The organism is Martelella sp. UBA3392 (assembly GCF_002358775.1).
Taxonomy (GTDB): Bacteria; Pseudomonadota; Alphaproteobacteria; order Rhizobiales; family Rhizobiaceae; genus Martelella; species Martelella mediterranea.
Genome location: NZ_DEPM01000176.1, coordinates 10,409 through 26,208 on the forward strand (window position 1 = coordinate 10,409; position 15,800 = coordinate 26,208).

The following is a 15,800-nucleotide window of genomic DNA, read 5'->3' on the forward strand; positions in this document are numbered from 1 at the left end:
TGCCGCCGATATCAAGGTAGTGCCGATCCCCGGCGCATCCGCGCCGCTTGCCGCGCTCGTCGGCGCCGGCCTGCCGAGCGATGCCTTCCTGTTCGCGGGCTTCCTGCCGGGCAAGGACAAGGCGCGACGCGACCGCTTGGCGGAGCTTTCCGACGTGCCGGCAACGCTTGCCCTCTTCGAATCCCCGCATCGAATCGCCGCCACGCTGGAGGCAGCCGCAGAGGTGCTGGGCGGCGAGCGGCCGGCCGCCGTCTGCCGCGAACTGACCAAGACCCACGAGACCTTCCGCCGCGGCTCGCTTGCCGAACTGGCGGACCTTTATCGCGACGAGACCGTCAAGGGCGAAATCGTGCTGCTGATCGGCCCGCCGCTTGCCGGGGCCACCCCGGATGCCGGCGATGTGACTGCGCTGTTGAAAAAACTCGCGGCCGAAATGCCGGCGGCGAAAGCGGCGGCCCAGGCCGCGAAGGAAACCGGCCTGCCCCGCAAGGAACTCTACCAGCAGCTTCTGGCGCTGAAAGATGGCTGACGCGCCGACAGCCCGCCGCAAGGCCGAACGGCGCGGACATCGCGCCGAATGGCTGGCCGTGATCTATCTGCGTCTGAAGGGCTATCGCGTCGTCGCCACCCGCTACAAGACCCATGCCGGCGAGATCGACATCATTGCCCGCAAGGGCGATCTCGCCGTGTTCATCGAGGTCAAGGCGCGGCGCGAGGCGCAGGTGGCGATCGACGCCGTGACGCCATCCGCCATGCGCCGCATCCGCGCGGCCTCGGATATCTGGCTAGCACGCCAGCCCGATTTTCACCGCCTGTCGCAGCGCTACGACATCGTCGCCTGCCTGCCGGGCCGCCTTCCGCGCCATTTTCCCGACGCGTTCTGACCCCGAGCCTCGCGCTTTTACAATTCTGCAACAAAACCGTCGTCTGCCCGTCACGCAGCAAGGCTACCTCCCCGGTAATCATCGCTATCGATGATTTTGAGAACCGGGGAATTTGATCATGAAGAAATTTGTTCTGGCCGCGCTCGCCGCCGGCCTTTCCACGTCGACCGCTTTCGCCGCCACCGACATCACCTGGTGGCACGGCATGGGCGGCAAGAACCAGGAAGTCATCAACCAGATCGCCGAGAAGTTCAACGCATCGCAGGACGCCTGCACGCTGACGCCGGTTTCCAAGGGCACTTATGAAGAAGCGCTCGCCGCCGGCATCGCCGCCTTCCGTTCGGGCGAGCAGCCGAACATTCTCCAGGTGTTCGACGCAGGTGCCGCCACCATCATCAACGCCAAGGGCGCTGCCGTTCCGGCCGAAGACCTGATCAACGACGCTGGCTACACCTTCAACCGCGAAGACTTCATCGAAGGCGTGCGCTACTTCTACGCCGACAGCGACGGCAAATTCGTCGGCATGCCGTTCAACTCGTCGGCGCCGATCATGTACATCAACACCGAAGCCTTCGAAAAGGCCGGCGTCGAGCCGCCGAAGACCTGGGAAGAGTTCGAGGAAATCGCGCCTGCCCTGAAGGACGCCGGCTACGTTCCGCTCGTCCAGTCGCAGCTCACCTGGGAAATGACCGAGAACTTCTTCTCGCGCAACAATCTCCAGTTCGCGACCAACAACAATGGTTATGACAGCGTCGAGGGCACCGAGATCCTGGTGAACACGCCCGAGCACGTCATGATGTACGAAAAGCTCAAGGACTGGTACGACAACGGCTATTTCGGCTATTACGGCGCCGGCTGGTCCGATAACCAGAAGCCGTTCGAGGAAAACAAGGTTGCACTCTGGATCGGTTCCTCCGGTTCGTTCGGCGGCCTGCAGAGCACGGCCCAGATGCCGTTCTCGGCGACCTTCCTGCCCTATTGGGGTTCGATCGACGGCGCCGGCACCAATTCCTTCATCGGCGGCGCCGCGCTCTTCGCGCTCTCCGGCAAGTCCGACGACGAGAACAAGTGCACGGCCGACTTCTTCCAGTTCCTGACCTCGCCGGAAATCCAGTACTTCTATCACAAGTCCACCGGCTATGTGCCGGTCACCACCGCGGCCTATGAACTGGCAAAGGAAGATGGCTGGTACGAAGAGCAGCCGGTTGCCGAAGTCGGCATCCAGCAGCTTTCGCTGCCGGGCGGCGAATGGTCCAAGGGCTACCGCATGGGCTTCTACCCGCAGATCCGCGAAGTGATGGAACGCGAATACAACAAGATCTTCGCGGGCGAGACCTCGGTTCAGGACGCGATGGCAACGATCGAGCAGGAAGGTAACGCCCTTCTCGCCCGCTTCGCCAAGACCGCCGGCAACTAAGGCGCCGCACACGAAAATTGCCGATCCGGGGGTTAACGCCCCCGGATTTTGGCGTATTTGCCAAATGCAATCCCCGTCGCAAACGGCGGTCGCGTTTGCTCCGCATGATGGAACTTGCTCCCAATACTCTCTCCCGCTTGCGGGAGAGATGCCCCGAAAGGGGCAGTGAGGGTGATGCAGCCTTTCCAATCGTGAGGGCGTTCGCGGGGTGGGTCTCCCCCCTCACTGTCGCTCTCCCCTCCGGGGCGAGAAGACTTGGGGGCCATGCGGCATAGGCGGGTTCGTCGCCCCGACCGCAACAGGAAACAGAAAATGAAGCGCGTCCAGTTCAATTCGGCCCTGCTGCCCTATCTTTTCGTGCTGCCGCAGATGGCGATCATCGTGATCTTCTTCTACTGGCCGTCGGCGCAGGCGATCCGTTCGTCCTTCTTTCTGGAGGACCCCTTCGGTTTCGGCGAGACCTTCGTCGGCTTCGACAATTACGTCGTCGCTCTGACATCCTCCTATTATCTGCAGGTCGCGCGGTTCACGGTGATCTTCACCATCATCGTCACCTTCCTGTCGCTGACCCTCGGGCTGTTGCTTGCTTCCAAGTCCGATGACGTGATCCGCGGGTCGAGCAGCTACAAGACGCTGCTGATCTCGGTCTATGCGATCGCCCCGCCGGTTGCGGGCCTGCTCGGCATGATGTTCTTCGACCAGCATATCGGCCCGTTCGTCAAAATGGCGTCCTGGTTCGGCTGGGACATGAAGGTCGGGATCAACTATTTCGACACCGCCTTCGCGATGATCACCGTCGCCGTGTGGAAGCAGATCCCGTATAATTTCATCTTCTTCCTGTCGGGCCTGCAGTCGATCCCGGTCTCGGTGCGCGAGGCGGCTGCGATCGACAACCGCTCGCGCCTCGGCCGGTTCTGGACGGTGACGCTGCCGCTTCTGGCCCCGACCGCCTTCTTCCTGCTGATCATCAACATGACCTATTCGCTGTTCGACACGTTCGGCATCATCGACGTGATCGTGAAGGACAAGGCCGCCAACAACCCGATCACGCTGGTCTACAAGGTCTATATGGACGGCTTCCGCGGCAATGACATCGGCGGCTCGGCGGCGCAATCGGTCATCCTGATGATCATCGTCCTGGCGCTTACCTTCTTCCAGTTCCGCTTCATCGAGCGGCGCGTCCACTACAATTGAGGAAAGCGCCATGCACAGAACAAAACTGATCGATCACATCATCCTGCTGTTCGGCGTATTCTTCATGATCGGCCCGGTGTTCGTGGCCTTCATGACCTCCACCCACACGGCGATCGATGTCCATATCAACGGCCTGCAGGTGAGCTGGGGCGGCGATTTCGTCGAGACCTACAAGGAGTTGCTGACCCGCAAGGGCGGCTTCACCGGCGAGGTGACCGGCGCGCGCATGGTGATGAATTCGTTCATCCTCGGCGTCGGCTTCGCCGTCGGCAAGATCGTGCTGTCGATGCTGGCCGCCTATGGGCTGGTCTATTTCCGCTCGCGGTTTTCGACGCTGTTCTTCTGGATGATCTTCACCACGCTGCTGTTGCCGCTGGAAGTGCGCATCCTGCCCTCCTACGACGTGATGACCAAGCTTGGGCTGATCAACACCTATACCGGCCTGATCGTACCGCTCCTGGCATCGGCCACCGGCACGTTCTTCTTCCGCCAGTTCTTCAAATCGGTGCCCGACGAACTGCTGGAGGCCGCCCGCATCGACGGCGCCGGGCCGTTCAAGTTCTTCATCGACATTCTGGTGCCGCTGTCGAAGACAATGATCGCCGCGATCTTCATCATCATGTTCGTCTATGGCTGGAACCAGTATCTCTGGCCGATGATCATGACCAATGACGAGAGCTTCTACACGCTGGTGCGCGGCATCAAGCAGATCCTGCTCGTCTGGGTCGGTTCCCAGATCCCCGAATATAATCAGGCCTTCGCCCTTGCCGTGCTCGCCATGCTGCCGCCCGTGCTGATGGTGGTGATTTTCCAGAGCTGGTTCATCAAGGGCCTGACCGAAAGCGACAAATAGGAACAACAACGATGTCCGCAATCGAAATCTCGAAGGTTTCCAAGATCTATTCCGGCGATCAGCGCGCCGTTGACAGCGTCGATATCGCGATCGCCGATGGCGAGTTCATCGTGCTGGTCGGCCCGTCCGGCTGCGGCAAGTCCACGCTTCTGCGCATGGTGGCTGGCCTTGAGACCATCACCGAGGGCGAAGTGAAGATCGCCGGCAAGGTGGTCAACAGGATGGACCCGGCCGAGCGCGATATCGCCATGGTGTTCCAGAATTACGCGCTCTACCCTCATATGACGGTCTACAATAACCTTGCCTACGGCCTGAAGAACCGCGGCACGCCGAAGGCCGAAATCGCGGAGCGGGTCGCGGAAGCCGCCCGCATGCTGGAGCTTGAGCCCTATCTGGAGCGCAAGCCGCGCGCGCTTTCCGGCGGCCAGCGCCAGCGCGTGGCGATGGGCCGCGCGATCGTGCGCAAGCCCGCAGCCTTCCTGTTCGACGAGCCGCTCTCCAACCTCGACGCCAAGCTGCGCGTTTCCATGCGCGGCGAGATCAAGCATCTGCAGAAGCGTCTCGGCACGACCTCGATCTACGTCACCCACGACCAGTTGGAAGCCATGACGCTCGCCGATCGGCTGGTGGTGCTGAATGGCGGCAGGATCGAACAGATCGGCACGCCGCTCGACGTCTACCACAAGCCGGCCTCGACCTTCGTCGCCAACTTCATCGGCTCGCCGGCGATGAACCTGGTCGAGGGAAAGCTGACGCAAGGCCAACTCACGATCGGCGACAACAGCATGCAATTTTCCAGCGCTCCGCCCGCCGATGGTCCGGTCACCGTCGGCATCCGCCCGGAAGACCTGCAGCCAACGGCGGGCGCCGGCCTGAAGGCCCGGCTCGATTATGTCGAGGAACTCGGCGCCACGCGGCTTGCCCATTGCCTGACCGGCGGCGAGCGGCTGACGGCAGCGCTCTCCCCGGAGATCCCGCTTGCCGACGAACTCACCTTCGCGGTGCTGCCGGAAAAGGTGCATTTCTACGACCACGCCACCGGGAAGCGGCTTTCGGCCGCCTGAGCGACGCCTGCGATTGCCAAGGGGCGGCGCGATGACTAAATATCGTGTCGCCTCAAACCAACCGGGACACGCTTTTCATGGCCGCAATCAAGAACGTCGCCGTCCAGATGGACCATATCTCCACCGTCAAGATCGGCGGCGATTCGACCTTTGCCATGAGCCTCGAGGCGCAGAACCGGGGCTACAAGCTGTTCCACTACACGCCCGACCGACTGAGCCTGCGCGACGGCAAGGTGTTTGCGACCGTCGAGCCGATGACGCTGCGCGATGTCGAGGGCGACCATTACACGCTCGGCGCGCCGGAGCGGATCGACCTTTCGACCATGGATGTGGTGCTGCTCAGGCAGGACCCGCCCTTCGACATGGCCTATATCACCTCCACCCATCTGCTGGAGCGCATCCACCCGAAGACGCTGGTGGTCAATGACCCGGCCTGGGTGCGCAACTCGCCGGAAAAGATCTTCGTCACCGAGTTCACGGACCTGATGCCGCCGACCCTGATCACCAAGGATGTCGGCGAAATCCGCCGTTTCCGCGAGGAAATGGGCGATATCATTCTGAAGCCGCTCTATGGCAATGGCGGCGCGGGCGTGTTCCACTCCACCCGCGACGACCGCAATTTCACTTCGCTTCTGGAAATGTTCGCGCAGATGTTCCGCGAGCCCTATATCGCCCAGGCCTATCTGCCGGCCGTGCGCAAGGGCGACAAGCGCATCATCCTGGTCGACGGCGAATTCGCCGGGGCGATCAACCGCGTACCGGCCGAGACCGACAGCCGCTCCAACATGCATGTCGGCGGCCGCGCGGAAGCCGCCGGCCTGACCGAACGCGAAAAGGAGATCTGCGCCCGCATCGGCCCTGCGCTGAAAGAGCGCGGCTTCATCCTCGTCGGCATCGATGTGATCGGCGACTACATGACGGAAATCAACGTTACCTCGCCGACCGGTATCCGCGAGGTGAAGAAATTCGGCGGCGCCGATATTGCCAGCCTGATGTGGGATGCGATCGAGAAGAAGCGCGGCGGTCTATGATCTGTTCTCGCCCGCCAGCGCCTGCTGCGTGAGGCGCGCGCGGATCTCGTTCTTCTGGGCGTCGATCATGCCCGAGATCAGGAACAGATCGACGATCCACCATAGCGCCCAGATGCCAAGCAGGAAAAAGCCGACGACGAAGACGACGGTCAGTCCGCCGATGACGTTAAGCAGAAGCATGGCAAGGCCCGACCCCATGCGGCCGAGATAAAACCGGTGAATGCCGGCCCAGCCGAGGAAAAACCACAGCAGATAGGCAGCCGCTGGCGATTTGGCACTGTTGGTCACGTGCTGCTCGATCAGTATCCGCTCTTCGGTCGTCAGTCCCATGGCACCCTCTTTGCTTTCGACCCGAGATTTACTGCGGCGCGGGCGATCTGTCTATCCCGTTGAACACGAAGGAGAAATAAAAGTTCTCTTTTTGTTCTTGCAAGTAAGCGCGAGTTATGGAATCCTTGCAACCTGAGGATACAGGCAAGCGGGCGGGATGGTCATGGTTTCACGCGTTCATACGGTTGCGTTTCAAGGGATCGAGGGCGTTCCGGTCGATGTCCAGGTCATGGTCGCGCCGGGCAAGATCGGCATGCAGATCGTCGGCCTGCCGGACAAGGCGGTGGCGGAAAGCCGGGAGCGGGTGCAGGCGGCGCTGCATGCCACGGGCTTGGCACTTCCGCCAAAGCGGGTCACCGTGAATCTCGCGCCGGCCGACCTGCCGAAGGAGGGCTCGCATTTCGACCTTGCGATCGCGCTCGGGCTGATGGCGGCGCTCGGGGCGGTGCCAGCCGATGCGCTCGCGGGCTATGTGGTGATCGGCGAACTGAACCTTGACGGCACGATCGCCTCCGTTGCAGGCGCGCTTCCCGCGGCCATCGCCGCCAACGCACTCGACAAGGGCCTGATCTGCCCGGCCGATTGCGGCCCGGAAGCCGCCTGGGCAAGTGCTGATATCGACATTCTGGCCCCCAAGAGCCTGATCGGCATCGCTAATCATTTCAAGGGCACACAGGTGCTGTCACGCCCAAACCCGGCCGTGCGCGCGGCACCGCACGACCTGCCGGACCTTGCCGATATCAAGGGACAGGAAAGCGCCAAGCGCGCGCTCGAAGTGGCAGCCGCCGGCGGGCACAATCTGTTGATGGTTGGCCCTCCGGGAGCGGGAAAATCCATGCTCGCCGCCCGCCTGCCCTCGATCCTGCCGCCGCTTCTGCCGCAGGAACTGCTCGACATGTCGATGGTCCACTCGATCGCCGGCAAGCTTGCCGGCGGCAAATTGTCGGATCGCCGCCCCTTCCGCGCACCGCATCATTCCGCAAGCATGGCCTCTCTGGTCGGCGGCGGCATCAAAGCGCGGCCGGGCGAGGCCTCGCTTGCCCATCACGGCGTGCTTTTTCTCGACGAGTTCCCGGAATTCTCGCCGCAGGTGCTCGACGCCTTACGCCAGCCGCTGGAGACCGGCGAATGCGTGATCGCACGCGCCAACCACCGCGTCTCCTACCCTGCCGCCTTCCAGTTGGTCGCGGCGATGAACCCGTGTCGCTGCGGCATGGCCGGAGAGCCCGGCCATTCCTGCGCGCGCGGCCCGCGCTGCGCCGCCGATTATCAGGCCCGCATTTCCGGCCCGCTGATGGACCGGATCGATATCCGCATCGATGTACCCGCCGTCAGCGCGATCGACCTGATCGGCGCGAAATCGACGGGCGAAGCGAGCAGCGCGGTGGCGCGCAGGGTGGAACGCGCCCGCAATGCCCAGCGCGAGCGCTTTGCCGGGCTCGATGAGAAGGCGGTCACGGTCAACGCCCGCTGCGCGGCAAACCTGATCGAGAAACTCGCGGAACCCGATGCCGCGGGGCTGGCCCTGTTGCGCGAGGCGGCCGAGAAGATGCGGTTCTCCGCCCGCGGCTATCACCGCGTCCTCAAGGTCGCCCGCACGATCGCCGATCTCGACGGCAAGGCCCAGGTTGGCCGCATGCATATCGGCGAGGCCATCGCCTATCGCGTCGCGACGTCAGAGAGGACCGGCGCCATCGCCTGACGCGTCAACGCAGCGCTCGACCGCGTCCCCAAGACATGCGGGCTTGCCAAACACCCGCGCGAACGTGGTCCCGGCTCCCGGCTCCCGGCTCCCGGCTCCCGGCTCCCGGCTCCCGGCTCCCGGCTCAAGAAGCATTCTCCTTAACCGTCCCTGCACCAACCATTTTCCCCGGCATCCCGCGCGGGACTAGGCTTGTGACAACGCAGCCCGCGAAGGAGATTTTCATGTCGGATGCAACATCGAAGCTGGGCCTTCCCTTTATCATGCCCGCCCAGGCGCAAAAACACGTTACCCATAACGAGGCGCTGCAGCGTCTCGACGCCGTCGTTCATCTCGCGCTTGAGGGAGAAGACGACAGCCCGCCGGAAACGCCCGAAGACGGCGACTGCCATCTGGTCGGCGAAAGCCCGACCGGCCTGTTCTCCGGCCATGCCGGGGAGATCGCGATCTATCAGGATGGCCTCTGGCAGTTCGCAGCGCCAGCCGCCGGCTGGACCGCTTGGTTCGGCACCGATGCGAAATGGCGCGTCTTCGACGGCGCGGTCTGGGTCACGCCGCCGGCTCCCGATGAGGCAACTTTCGCGTCCGTCGGCATCAATGCCGCGGCGGATGCCACCAATCGTCTTTCGGTGTCCTCTCCCGCAACGCTGCTGAACAATGCCGGGGCCGGTCACCAGCTCAAGATCAACAAGGCGACGCCCGGCGACACCGCCTCGCTGCTGTTCCAGACCGGCTGGTCCGGCCGCGCCGAGATGGGTCTCGCCGGCACCGACGGCTTTGCCATCAAGGTCAGCCCGGACGGCGCAAGCTGGTTCGAGGCGCTGCGCGTTTCCCCCTCCGGCGCGGTCGTCATGCCTGAACGCCCGCTCGCGCGCGCCGCGCGCGCCGTCGGCGCCACGCTGATCGACACGCCAACCGCGCTCGGCTTCGACACGCTTTACACCGGCGAGGGCGGGTTCTCTCTCGGCGCGGCGGTTGCCGGCGGCGGCGAAAAGCTGTCCTTTCCGGTCAGCGGCTTTTACGCGGTTACCCTCAATATCTCGGCAACCGCGAGCGGCCCGTTTACGGTCACTCTGCAAAAAAACGCCTCGGAAAACGTGGTGATCGTGCGCGGCGGCGCGACGGGGGGAGACGAGGTTACGCTCTCGTCCACCGCAATCGCCTATTTTGCGGCCGGCGACGATGCGCAGCTATCTTTCACCGGAGCAGCGACCTACAATCTGGGATATGGCGCCACCGAGGTGATCGCGGTTCTGACCTGATTGTCCCGAACGGCTTGAATGCATGCCGCGATCAGGGCTATCCATTGTAGACCCGCTTGTCGCGGACGGGCGAAATCGCCGCGACATGCGCGAGACAGACAGAAAGAGCGGAGCCCCCTTTTGCAGGAAGGGCATCCGCAGGAGAAAGGGCGATCATGGCGGGCATGGACTGGCGGAAGAGTTTCGATCTCAAACACCCTTCGCTGAAACCGCTCTGGGTGCGCATCCTGGCCGTCGCGATCTCCGCTGGCTGGGCTGTGGCCGAGCTGTTTATCGGTTCGCCCTTCTGGGCGATCCCGTTCGGCGGCGCCGCCGCCTATATGGCCTATGTCTTCTTCTTCTCGCCCGATCGGCACTATTTCAGCGGCAAGGACGACGCGTGAGGCGCTTTATTCGCCGCAGTTCAGCGTATGGAAATGGTCGCCCCAGGCGGCGATCGCCACCTTGAAATATCCTTCTCCTTCGAAGCGATGGTCACCGCCCCAGACCAGTCGGCCGCCATCGGCCGTTCCGCGCAGATAAATCACGCCGTTTTCGGTCTTGAGCGGCAGGATCGCGCTTCGCCCGCCCTCGATCTCTCCGGACACCGTGGAGAATGGCAGGTCCTTGCGCGCTTCGATCGCGCGATAGCGGGCGATATAGCTGACCGGCTGATTGCAACCATTCATCAGCACGAACGAAATGAACGGCGCGTAACCGGCTTCCATCACGCGGAACTGGCCGGGCTGAAGCCCCGTCATGATTCGGCCGATCCCCTCCTGCTCCGCCTTGCCGATATAGCGGCCGCGCCCGGGGCCGAGATAGATCCCGACAATGCCGGAGCTCGAACGGATGGCCGCGCCGGCGGCACCCTCCGGCAGCGCGCAGTTCAACGGCATAAGATCCCCGGCCTCAATCGCAAGCGCCGCGCAGCCGTCGCTCGCCATCTGCCCGCCGGTCGCGGCGTCATAGAAGTCCACGCTCAGCCCCTCGTCATTGCCGGCATGGCCGTAGTGAAAGCCCGCCTCCGCGGTGACCTCGGAAAAGGCCGGCTGCCCGTCCGCCTCCCTCACTTCGACGATGGCAGGCTGGTCGTTCAGCGAAGCGCCCGGACCGAAGGGCGCGTCGGCGGCGGGCAGATAGACGCGTTGAACGAAGCGCCGCCCGGCGGGAATATAGCCGTCATCGAGATCGATGCGCGGCATGATCTGGCGGTCTTCGAACGGCGCGCCGGTTTCGGGATCGATCACACAGGTCGCCGCCGTTAGAACATGGCGCGGACCGATGACCGTGCCCGAGCAGACCACCCGGTCGATGCCGCTGACGATGGCCGCCAAGCTGCGATCCCGCCCCTCGTTGCCATCCACCCCTTCGACATGGGTTGCGGCGGCTGCAGCATACGACAGGAGACAGGCTGCCAGAATCGCGTTCAGGAACAGAGATCCGCGTTGCCGCAATGTCCGCCTACTCATCGACGCCCTCCCCGGCTGACTGTCCGTTCCCGCCCGGTTCCGCGCTCCGCCTCTCGCCGGCATCGGTCGCCCTTTCCATGGCGGCCATGATCGCGCCGGCTTCCCGGCGGGCCTGTTCATAGGCGGCGGCATCGCCCTGCTTCAATCCGTTCGGCAGGTTTTGCAGCCGCTCGAGCTTGCGCAGAAGCGCGATCGGCACGCCCCGGCGAAAGGCCGGCTCCAGATAGCGTTGCGGGTCCTCGCGCATCGCCGCCACCTCATAACCGAAACTGCGCGCGACGCCATCGAGCAGCCGGTTGACCGCTTCGGCGGCGGCCACGGCGCGGTTGCGCATATTGTTTTCCGCCAGAAACGCCGTCAACTCGTCCGCCGACCACGCCGCTTGCACGATCTCCACCCCTTCGGGGCGAAGCTCGCTTTGCCAGACAGAGCGCGCCGTTTCCGGCGACAGCCACGCATCCTTGTTGATGCCGCTCAGCCAGATAAACGTCCGGTCCCAGCCGGGCCGCGACGGCGGGCTCTCGACCCATTCGCCCGGAGCGCCGGGGGTCGCGATCCGCTGCGATACGCCGACATAGGAATTCTGCGCGGGCGCATAAAACCGGAACATCATCTCAATGCCCGAAGGCCGGATGCGTGGCGCCTCCTCGGGCAATCGCGCGCCGGTTTCGCCTGATGGCGACCAGACCTGCACATCACCCGGCCCGAACGTCGGCAACAGATAACGCCAGTCTTCCATTTCATAGCGAAAGCGCGCGGTCAGCACCGGCGCGTCATTCTCCAGCGCCATATGCAGGTCCGCGTCCCAGATGAGAACGCTTGTCGAAGGCTCATCCGCCGTGGGCGCGGTGAAGCTGGCGCTATAGCTCTGCCCCCGCGCCTCCACCAGACGATTGCCGTCAGCGCCCGCAGCGGCCGGCGGCAACAGCGCAAGCCATCCCAGGAGAAGAGACGTCAAGAACCGAGCCATAGCTCGAACCTTTCCTGCTGTTCATCGGACACGAAAAGCCGGCGCTTGCCCCCGAGCGGCTGAAGCCCGGCGCGCGCGCCGTAATAGCCGCCGGTCTCCGCGCTGTCTGTCGCAAGCGGCATATAGGACAGCGCGAACCAGCCCGCCACGCAGACAAGCAGAGCGGCGATGACGCCCCCGCCGAGCCACAGCAGAACCTTGCGCGGATCCCGCTTCGGCCGTTGCTGCGCGGCTTCATCCCAGACCTCTTCGTCGACATCATCATCCCACGCGGGAACCGCGGGCGCCTTGACCGGCTGCGGGTCTGGCCGCGCGCGCTGGTGAAATCCGGTTTCGATCTCGAGAAGGCTTTCCGGCGCGTTCAGGAAATCGCCGGCCTCGAAGGGCGGCGACACCGCGCGGCCGCCATGGGTTGCGCGGACCCGCAACTGCCGCCCATTGGCGGTCGCCAGATCGTAGAGCGGATCCCCCTCCACGATTGCGTCGCCGCGCTTGAAATAGGATCGCTCCACCCGAACCGGATAAAACTCGTCTCCGGCAGGCGATTGCATGATGACACGCGACATCCGTTCTCCGTCCTGAACCGCCCGCCCGGCCGCGCCACGGGGGCAATCCGATGCTTCCGGAGCATAGTCCGGCACCCCGCGCCATGCTCCTTGTCTGTTCCCGCGCAAGGCCTGCGCCGCCGCGCCTTTGATGCACGTTAATCCGGAAATCTTTACGGAATGAAACCATTTCCGGTTTGCCGTGCAAATTCAGTTAATAAAGCGAAGACTAGATCAGCGGATTGCCGCCAGCAAGTGGGGACGATCGGGCGGCGTCAGTCGTCAAGCGGACGCGCCTCGGAGGCCAGCATGATCGGCACGCCATCGCGGATGGGATAGGCGAGCTTCGCCTTCTCCGAAACGAGCTCCTGACGTTCGTCGTCATAGGAAAGCCGGCCCTTGGTCAGCGGGCAGATCAGAAGTTCGAGCATTTTGGGATCGATCCCGGCTTCCCTGGCGATCATGGTTCGCCCCTATTGCAGACGATCGCCGGGATCGCCGGCAAGCGCGAATTCGATAATCGCGATGAACAGCGCCGCCCGCGCTCTGAGATCGGGCGCTTCCAGCAAGGCCTGTTTTTCGGCGGGGCCGAAGGGCGCCATCATCGACAGCGAATTGACGAGGGTGAGATTGCTGGCCTGCTCGATATGATCCCACTCGGTTTCCAGCCCTTCGGAATCGAGATAGGCCCGAAACGCCCGGATCAGGCCCGCCCGGTCGACGCCGTCATCCTGCCCTTCGATTTTGAGATCGCCCAGGAACGGCGCGATGGTGAAGCTGCGGAACGGCCGCGTCGTTTTCACCTCATCGATCAACCGCACCCGGCAAATGCCGGCCAGCGCCACCAGATACCGCCCGTCGCCGGTCTCCGCGAACGAGGTGATCCGGCCGAGGCATCCGATATTGGAAACCGGCGTGTCATCGGTCACCGAAAGCGTCTCGTCATGACGGGCGGGCTGCGCCATGACGATCAGCCGGTTGCCCGCGATCGCATGATCGACCATGGCGAGATAGCGCGGTTCAAAAATGTTGAGCGGCAATTGCCCATGCGGCAGCAACAGCGCGCCCGTCAGCGGAAACACCGGAGCGCTCTCCGGCAGATCCTTGGCGGTCAGATAACGGGCATTGCCAACCTGCATGGTGATCTGGTCCCTTACGAGAAAAGGATGGTCGAAAGCCTGCGGCGGGCTGCAATCGTCGCCGGATCCTTCGGCCCCCAGGCCTCGAAAAACGCGATGAGCTGGCGGCGCGCGCCATCATCGTCGAATTCGCGGTCCCGGCGCATGATGATCAGAAGCTGCTCGGCCGCCGCCTCGCGCTTGCCTTCGGCATTCAGCACCTTGGCGAGCTTCATGCGGGCCTCGTGATCGTCCGGGTTCTGGGCCAAGGCATGTTCCAGGGCCGACGGGTCGCCGAACTTGCGCGCCTCCTCGATCTGCTCGATCTTGGTGGCGAGCGCCTTGATGGCGTCATCTTCGCGCAACTCCTCCGGCACCTGCTCCAGCACCTGGCGGGCGCGGTCGAGCTGGCCGGCGGCCACCATGCAGCGCCCGATCCCGGCAAGCGCCTTGGGGTTTTCCGGGTCGGCCTGCATCACCGCGGCGAAAAGCTGGCCGGCCTCCTGCAGCTTGCCATCTGCGAGCATCTGCTCGGCCTGGTCCAGCGCCTCGGCGATCTCGGCCTTGCGGTCCTGCTCGGACGGGCTGTTCTGGGAAAGCTTGGCGATGAACTCATTGACCTGGCTTTCCGGAACCGCGCCCATGAAGCCATCCACCGGCTGGCCCGCGGAAAACGCGATGACGGCCGGGATCGACTGAATGCCGAGCTGGCCGGCGATCGACGGGTGCTCGTCGATATTCATCTTCACCAGCTTGACCTTGCCGCCGGCGGCGGTAACCGCCTTTTCCAGCACGGGACCGAGCTGCTTGCACGGGCCGCACCAGGGCGCCCAGAAATCCACCAGCACCGGCTGGTTCTTCGATTCCTCGATCACATCCTTGCCGAATGCTGCGGTGGTCGTGTCCTTGATCAGCCCGCCGGGCGGCGTGGCGCCATTCACGGCGCCATCGGCCGAAACATTCATCTGGCCGCCGAAGGAACCACCATAGGGGTTGTCAAATCCGCTCATCACTCTCTCCGTATGGCCTTCGAGGCCCCGTCTCTGTTGGATTTAAGATCGTGTGTCACACCGTCACTTTCAAGACAACCGGCTCGTGCCCGGTTGCCCTGACGAAGCTTAACAAATCATCGCGCCCGATCGAGGTCGTGGCGGTGTTGCGCAAGGGATGGCAGTTGATGATCTCGTTCTCCATCAGGCTCTCATCGAGAATGAACGTGACCTGGCCTTCATCATCATTGATGGCGCCGAGCGCCGTCACCGAGCCGGGCTCGACCCCAAGATAATCCATCAACGCGTCCGGCCTGCCGAAGGAGACCCGTCCCGACGCCCCGATCAGCGTATGCACCGTCTTCAGGTCGACGGTTGCGTACTCTTCCACCGTGAGCAGGAAATAGCGGCTCTTCTTGTCCTTCACGAACAGGTTCTTGGTGTGGCCGCCGGGGATCTTTTCGCGCAGGTCATCGCCTTCGGCCACGGTGAACACCGGCCGATGCTCGTGATTCTGGTAGGAGATGCCGAGTCCGTCGAGAAAGGCGAACACGTCGTCGGAGGTCTTGGTCATCAGGGCCGTTCCGGTTTCGAATTGACGCCTGTTTCAACACCAAACGGCGGTCAATGCAACTCCGTCGCGCCGGTTGACGCGGCAATGGTCGCCGCACCAATGGCCCGGCAGCCCGACTTGCCCGCCTTCCTCGCTTCATTCAGCAGACGCCGATGCTCTTTGCCAATGTTCGCAGGCGTACCGCTATTCGGCTAAAATACTGAAATACAGAGCTTTTGCCGACCGAGCAAAAAAATGCGCCATTCCCGTAATTTCTCTGTTGCATTTGAAATCCGCTTGGGCCATATACGCCCTCGTCGTCGCCGAGACGACATATCCGGCCTGAGAACTACCCCCGGCCGGGTTTTATGAGCGGGTGTAGCTCAGGGGTAGAGCACAACCTTGCCAAGGTTGGGGTCGAGGGTTCGAATCCCTTC

18 protein-coding genes are annotated in these 15,800 nt (G+C 63.5%); 10 read left to right on the forward strand and 8 right to left on the reverse strand.

All coding sequences use genetic code 11. The features are described 5' to 3' along the window. The 7 genes from rsmI to gshB form a co-directional block, all read left to right on the forward strand. Window positions 1-529: 16S rRNA (cytidine(1402)-2'-O)-methyltransferase (gene rsmI, locus B4E36_RS13600; protein WP_345900466.1), on the forward strand; the 529-nt coding region annotated here is incomplete at its 5' end. After that, the gene (locus B4E36_RS13605) at window positions 522-884 is read left to right on the forward strand and encodes a YraN family protein (protein WP_292052243.1); all 363 of its coding nucleotides are present in this window, start codon (window positions 522-524) and stop codon (window positions 882-884) included. The genes rsmI and B4E36_RS13605, both read left to right, overlap by 8 nt. Before the next feature lie 118 nt (window positions 885-1,002). Next, window positions 1,003-2,301: an extracellular solute-binding protein gene (locus tag B4E36_RS13610; RefSeq protein ID WP_412768647.1), complete on the forward strand. Its 1,299-nt coding sequence runs from the start codon at window positions 1,003-1,005 to the stop codon at window positions 2,299-2,301. 312 nt (window positions 2,302-2,613) lie between these two features. After that, complete coding sequence (locus tag B4E36_RS13615; protein ID WP_292052241.1) at window positions 2,614-3,495, forward strand: ABC transporter permease subunit; 882 nt, start codon at window positions 2,614-2,616, stop codon at window positions 3,493-3,495. A gap of 10 nt (window positions 3,496-3,505) precedes the next feature. After that, on the forward strand, window positions 3,506-4,348 hold the full coding sequence (locus B4E36_RS13620) for an ABC transporter permease subunit (protein WP_230721584.1): 843 nt from the start codon (window positions 3,506-3,508) through the stop codon (window positions 4,346-4,348). An 11-nt stretch (window positions 4,349-4,359) separates the two neighbouring features. Further along, on the forward strand, window positions 4,360-5,412 hold the full coding sequence (locus tag B4E36_RS13625; RefSeq protein WP_292052236.1) for a sn-glycerol-3-phosphate import ATP-binding protein UgpC: 1,053 nt from the start codon (window positions 4,360-4,362) through the stop codon (window positions 5,410-5,412). A gap of 77 nt (window positions 5,413-5,489) precedes the next feature. Continuing rightward, window positions 5,490-6,443 carry a glutathione synthase gene (gene gshB, locus B4E36_RS13630; protein ID WP_292052235.1) on the forward strand — a complete coding sequence of 318 codons (954 nt, stop codon included), beginning with the start codon at window positions 5,490-5,492 and terminating at the stop codon, window positions 6,441-6,443. On the opposite strand, the gene B4E36_RS13635 is transcribed toward gshB, so the two are convergent. Next, the gene (locus tag B4E36_RS13635) at window positions 6,438-6,773 is read right to left on the reverse strand and encodes a TM2 domain-containing protein (RefSeq protein ID WP_292052233.1); all 336 of its coding nucleotides are present in this window, start codon (window positions 6,771-6,773) and stop codon (window positions 6,438-6,440) included. The two genes, gshB and B4E36_RS13635, sit on opposite strands and share 6 nt — an antisense overlap. 163 nt (window positions 6,774-6,936) lie before the next feature. Between B4E36_RS13635 and B4E36_RS13640 the strand changes: the two genes are divergently transcribed. The 3 genes from B4E36_RS13640 to B4E36_RS13650 all read left to right on the forward strand — a co-directional run bounded on the left by B4E36_RS13640 (window position 6,937) and on the right by B4E36_RS13650 (window position 10,120). Next, complete coding sequence (locus tag B4E36_RS13640; RefSeq protein ID WP_292052231.1) at window positions 6,937-8,475, forward strand: YifB family Mg chelatase-like AAA ATPase; 1,539 nt, start codon at window positions 6,937-6,939, stop codon at window positions 8,473-8,475. 224 nt (window positions 8,476-8,699) lie between these two features. Beyond that, window positions 8,700-9,737, forward strand: coding sequence for a DUF2793 domain-containing protein (locus B4E36_RS13645; protein ID WP_292051715.1), 1,038 nt, complete (start codon window positions 8,700-8,702; stop codon window positions 9,735-9,737). Between the two features lie 155 nt (window positions 9,738-9,892). Beyond that, entirely contained in the window at window positions 9,893-10,120 is a 228-nt protein-coding gene (locus B4E36_RS13650; protein ID WP_292051713.1) for a DUF3329 domain-containing protein, read from the forward strand. A gap of 6 nt (window positions 10,121-10,126) precedes the next feature. Here the strand turns inward: B4E36_RS13650 and B4E36_RS13655 are convergent, their stop codons facing one another. From B4E36_RS13655 to B4E36_RS13685, 7 genes are all read right to left on the reverse strand, one after another. Beyond that, complete coding sequence (locus B4E36_RS13655; RefSeq protein ID WP_292051710.1) at window positions 10,127-11,188, reverse strand: hypothetical protein; 1,062 nt, start codon at window positions 11,186-11,188, stop codon at window positions 10,127-10,129. Further along, on the reverse strand, window positions 11,181-12,146 hold the full coding sequence (locus B4E36_RS13660; protein ID WP_345900467.1) for a hypothetical protein: 966 nt from the start codon (window positions 12,144-12,146) through the stop codon (window positions 11,181-11,183). Before B4E36_RS13660 ends, B4E36_RS13655 begins: the two co-directional genes overlap by 8 nt. Continuing rightward, window positions 12,143-12,724 (reverse strand): hypothetical protein, encoded by a 582-nt coding sequence (locus B4E36_RS13665; RefSeq protein ID WP_292051706.1) that lies wholly within the window; start codon window positions 12,722-12,724, stop codon window positions 12,143-12,145. Before B4E36_RS13665 ends, B4E36_RS13660 begins: the two co-directional genes overlap by 4 nt. A 254-nt stretch (window positions 12,725-12,978) precedes the next feature. Continuing rightward, window positions 12,979-13,167 carry a Trm112 family protein gene (locus tag B4E36_RS13670; RefSeq protein WP_292051705.1) on the reverse strand — a complete coding sequence of 63 codons (189 nt, stop codon included), beginning with the start codon at window positions 13,165-13,167 and terminating at the stop codon, window positions 12,979-12,981. Between the two features lie 9 nt (window positions 13,168-13,176). Continuing rightward, window positions 13,177-13,842 (reverse strand): LON peptidase substrate-binding domain-containing protein, encoded by a 666-nt coding sequence (locus B4E36_RS13675; RefSeq protein ID WP_292051703.1) that lies wholly within the window; start codon window positions 13,840-13,842, stop codon window positions 13,177-13,179. A 14-nt stretch (window positions 13,843-13,856) separates the two neighbouring features. Next, window positions 13,857-14,831 carry a thioredoxin gene (gene trxA / locus B4E36_RS13680; RefSeq protein WP_292051701.1) on the reverse strand — a complete coding sequence of 325 codons (975 nt, stop codon included), beginning with the start codon at window positions 14,829-14,831 and terminating at the stop codon, window positions 13,857-13,859. Between the two features lie 55 nt (window positions 14,832-14,886). Then, window positions 14,887-15,384 carry a prolyl-tRNA synthetase associated domain-containing protein gene (locus B4E36_RS13685; protein WP_292051698.1) on the reverse strand — a complete coding sequence of 166 codons (498 nt, stop codon included), beginning with the start codon at window positions 15,382-15,384 and terminating at the stop codon, window positions 14,887-14,889. Window positions 15,385-15,800 lie beyond the last annotated feature (416 nt).

Coding starts and splice junctions, on each gene's coding strand:
- B4E36_RS13610 (WP_412768647.1), top strand. CDS start 1,003: ATGAAGAAATTTGTTCTGGCCGCGCTCGCCGCCGGCCTTTCCACGTCG.
- B4E36_RS13635 (WP_292052233.1), bottom strand. CDS start 6,773: ATGGGACTGACGACCGAAGAGCGGATACTGATCGAGCAGCACGTGACC.
- B4E36_RS13650 (WP_292051713.1), top strand. CDS start 9,893: ATGGCGGGCATGGACTGGCGGAAGAGTTTCGATCTCAAACACCCTTCG.
- B4E36_RS13665 (WP_292051706.1), bottom strand. CDS start 12,724: ATGTCGCGTGTCATCATGCAATCGCCTGCCGGAGACGAGTTTTATCCG.
- B4E36_RS13625 (WP_292052236.1), top strand. CDS start 4,360: ATGTCCGCAATCGAAATCTCGAAGGTTTCCAAGATCTATTCCGGCGAT.
- trxA (WP_292051701.1), bottom strand. CDS start 14,831: ATGAGCGGATTTGACAACCCCTATGGTGGTTCCTTCGGCGGCCAGATG.
- B4E36_RS13645 (WP_292051715.1), top strand. CDS start 8,700: ATGTCGGATGCAACATCGAAGCTGGGCCTTCCCTTTATCATGCCCGCC.
- B4E36_RS13620 (WP_230721584.1), top strand. CDS start 3,506: ATGCACAGAACAAAACTGATCGATCACATCATCCTGCTGTTCGGCGTA.
- B4E36_RS13640 (WP_292052231.1), top strand. CDS start 6,937: ATGGTTTCACGCGTTCATACGGTTGCGTTTCAAGGGATCGAGGGCGTT.
- B4E36_RS13605 (WP_292052243.1), top strand. CDS start 522: ATGGCTGACGCGCCGACAGCCCGCCGCAAGGCCGAACGGCGCGGACAT.
- B4E36_RS13655 (WP_292051710.1), bottom strand. CDS start 11,188: ATGAGTAGGCGGACATTGCGGCAACGCGGATCTCTGTTCCTGAACGCG.
- B4E36_RS13675 (WP_292051703.1), bottom strand. CDS start 13,842: ATGCAGGTTGGCAATGCCCGTTATCTGACCGCCAAGGATCTGCCGGAG.
- gshB (WP_292052235.1), top strand. CDS start 5,490: ATGGCCGCAATCAAGAACGTCGCCGTCCAGATGGACCATATCTCCACC.
- B4E36_RS13685 (WP_292051698.1), bottom strand. CDS start 15,384: ATGACCAAGACCTCCGACGACGTGTTCGCCTTTCTCGACGGACTCGGC.
- B4E36_RS13670 (WP_292051705.1), bottom strand. CDS start 13,167: ATGATCGCCAGGGAAGCCGGGATCGATCCCAAAATGCTCGAACTTCTG.
- B4E36_RS13615 (WP_292052241.1), top strand. CDS start 2,614: ATGAAGCGCGTCCAGTTCAATTCGGCCCTGCTGCCCTATCTTTTCGTG.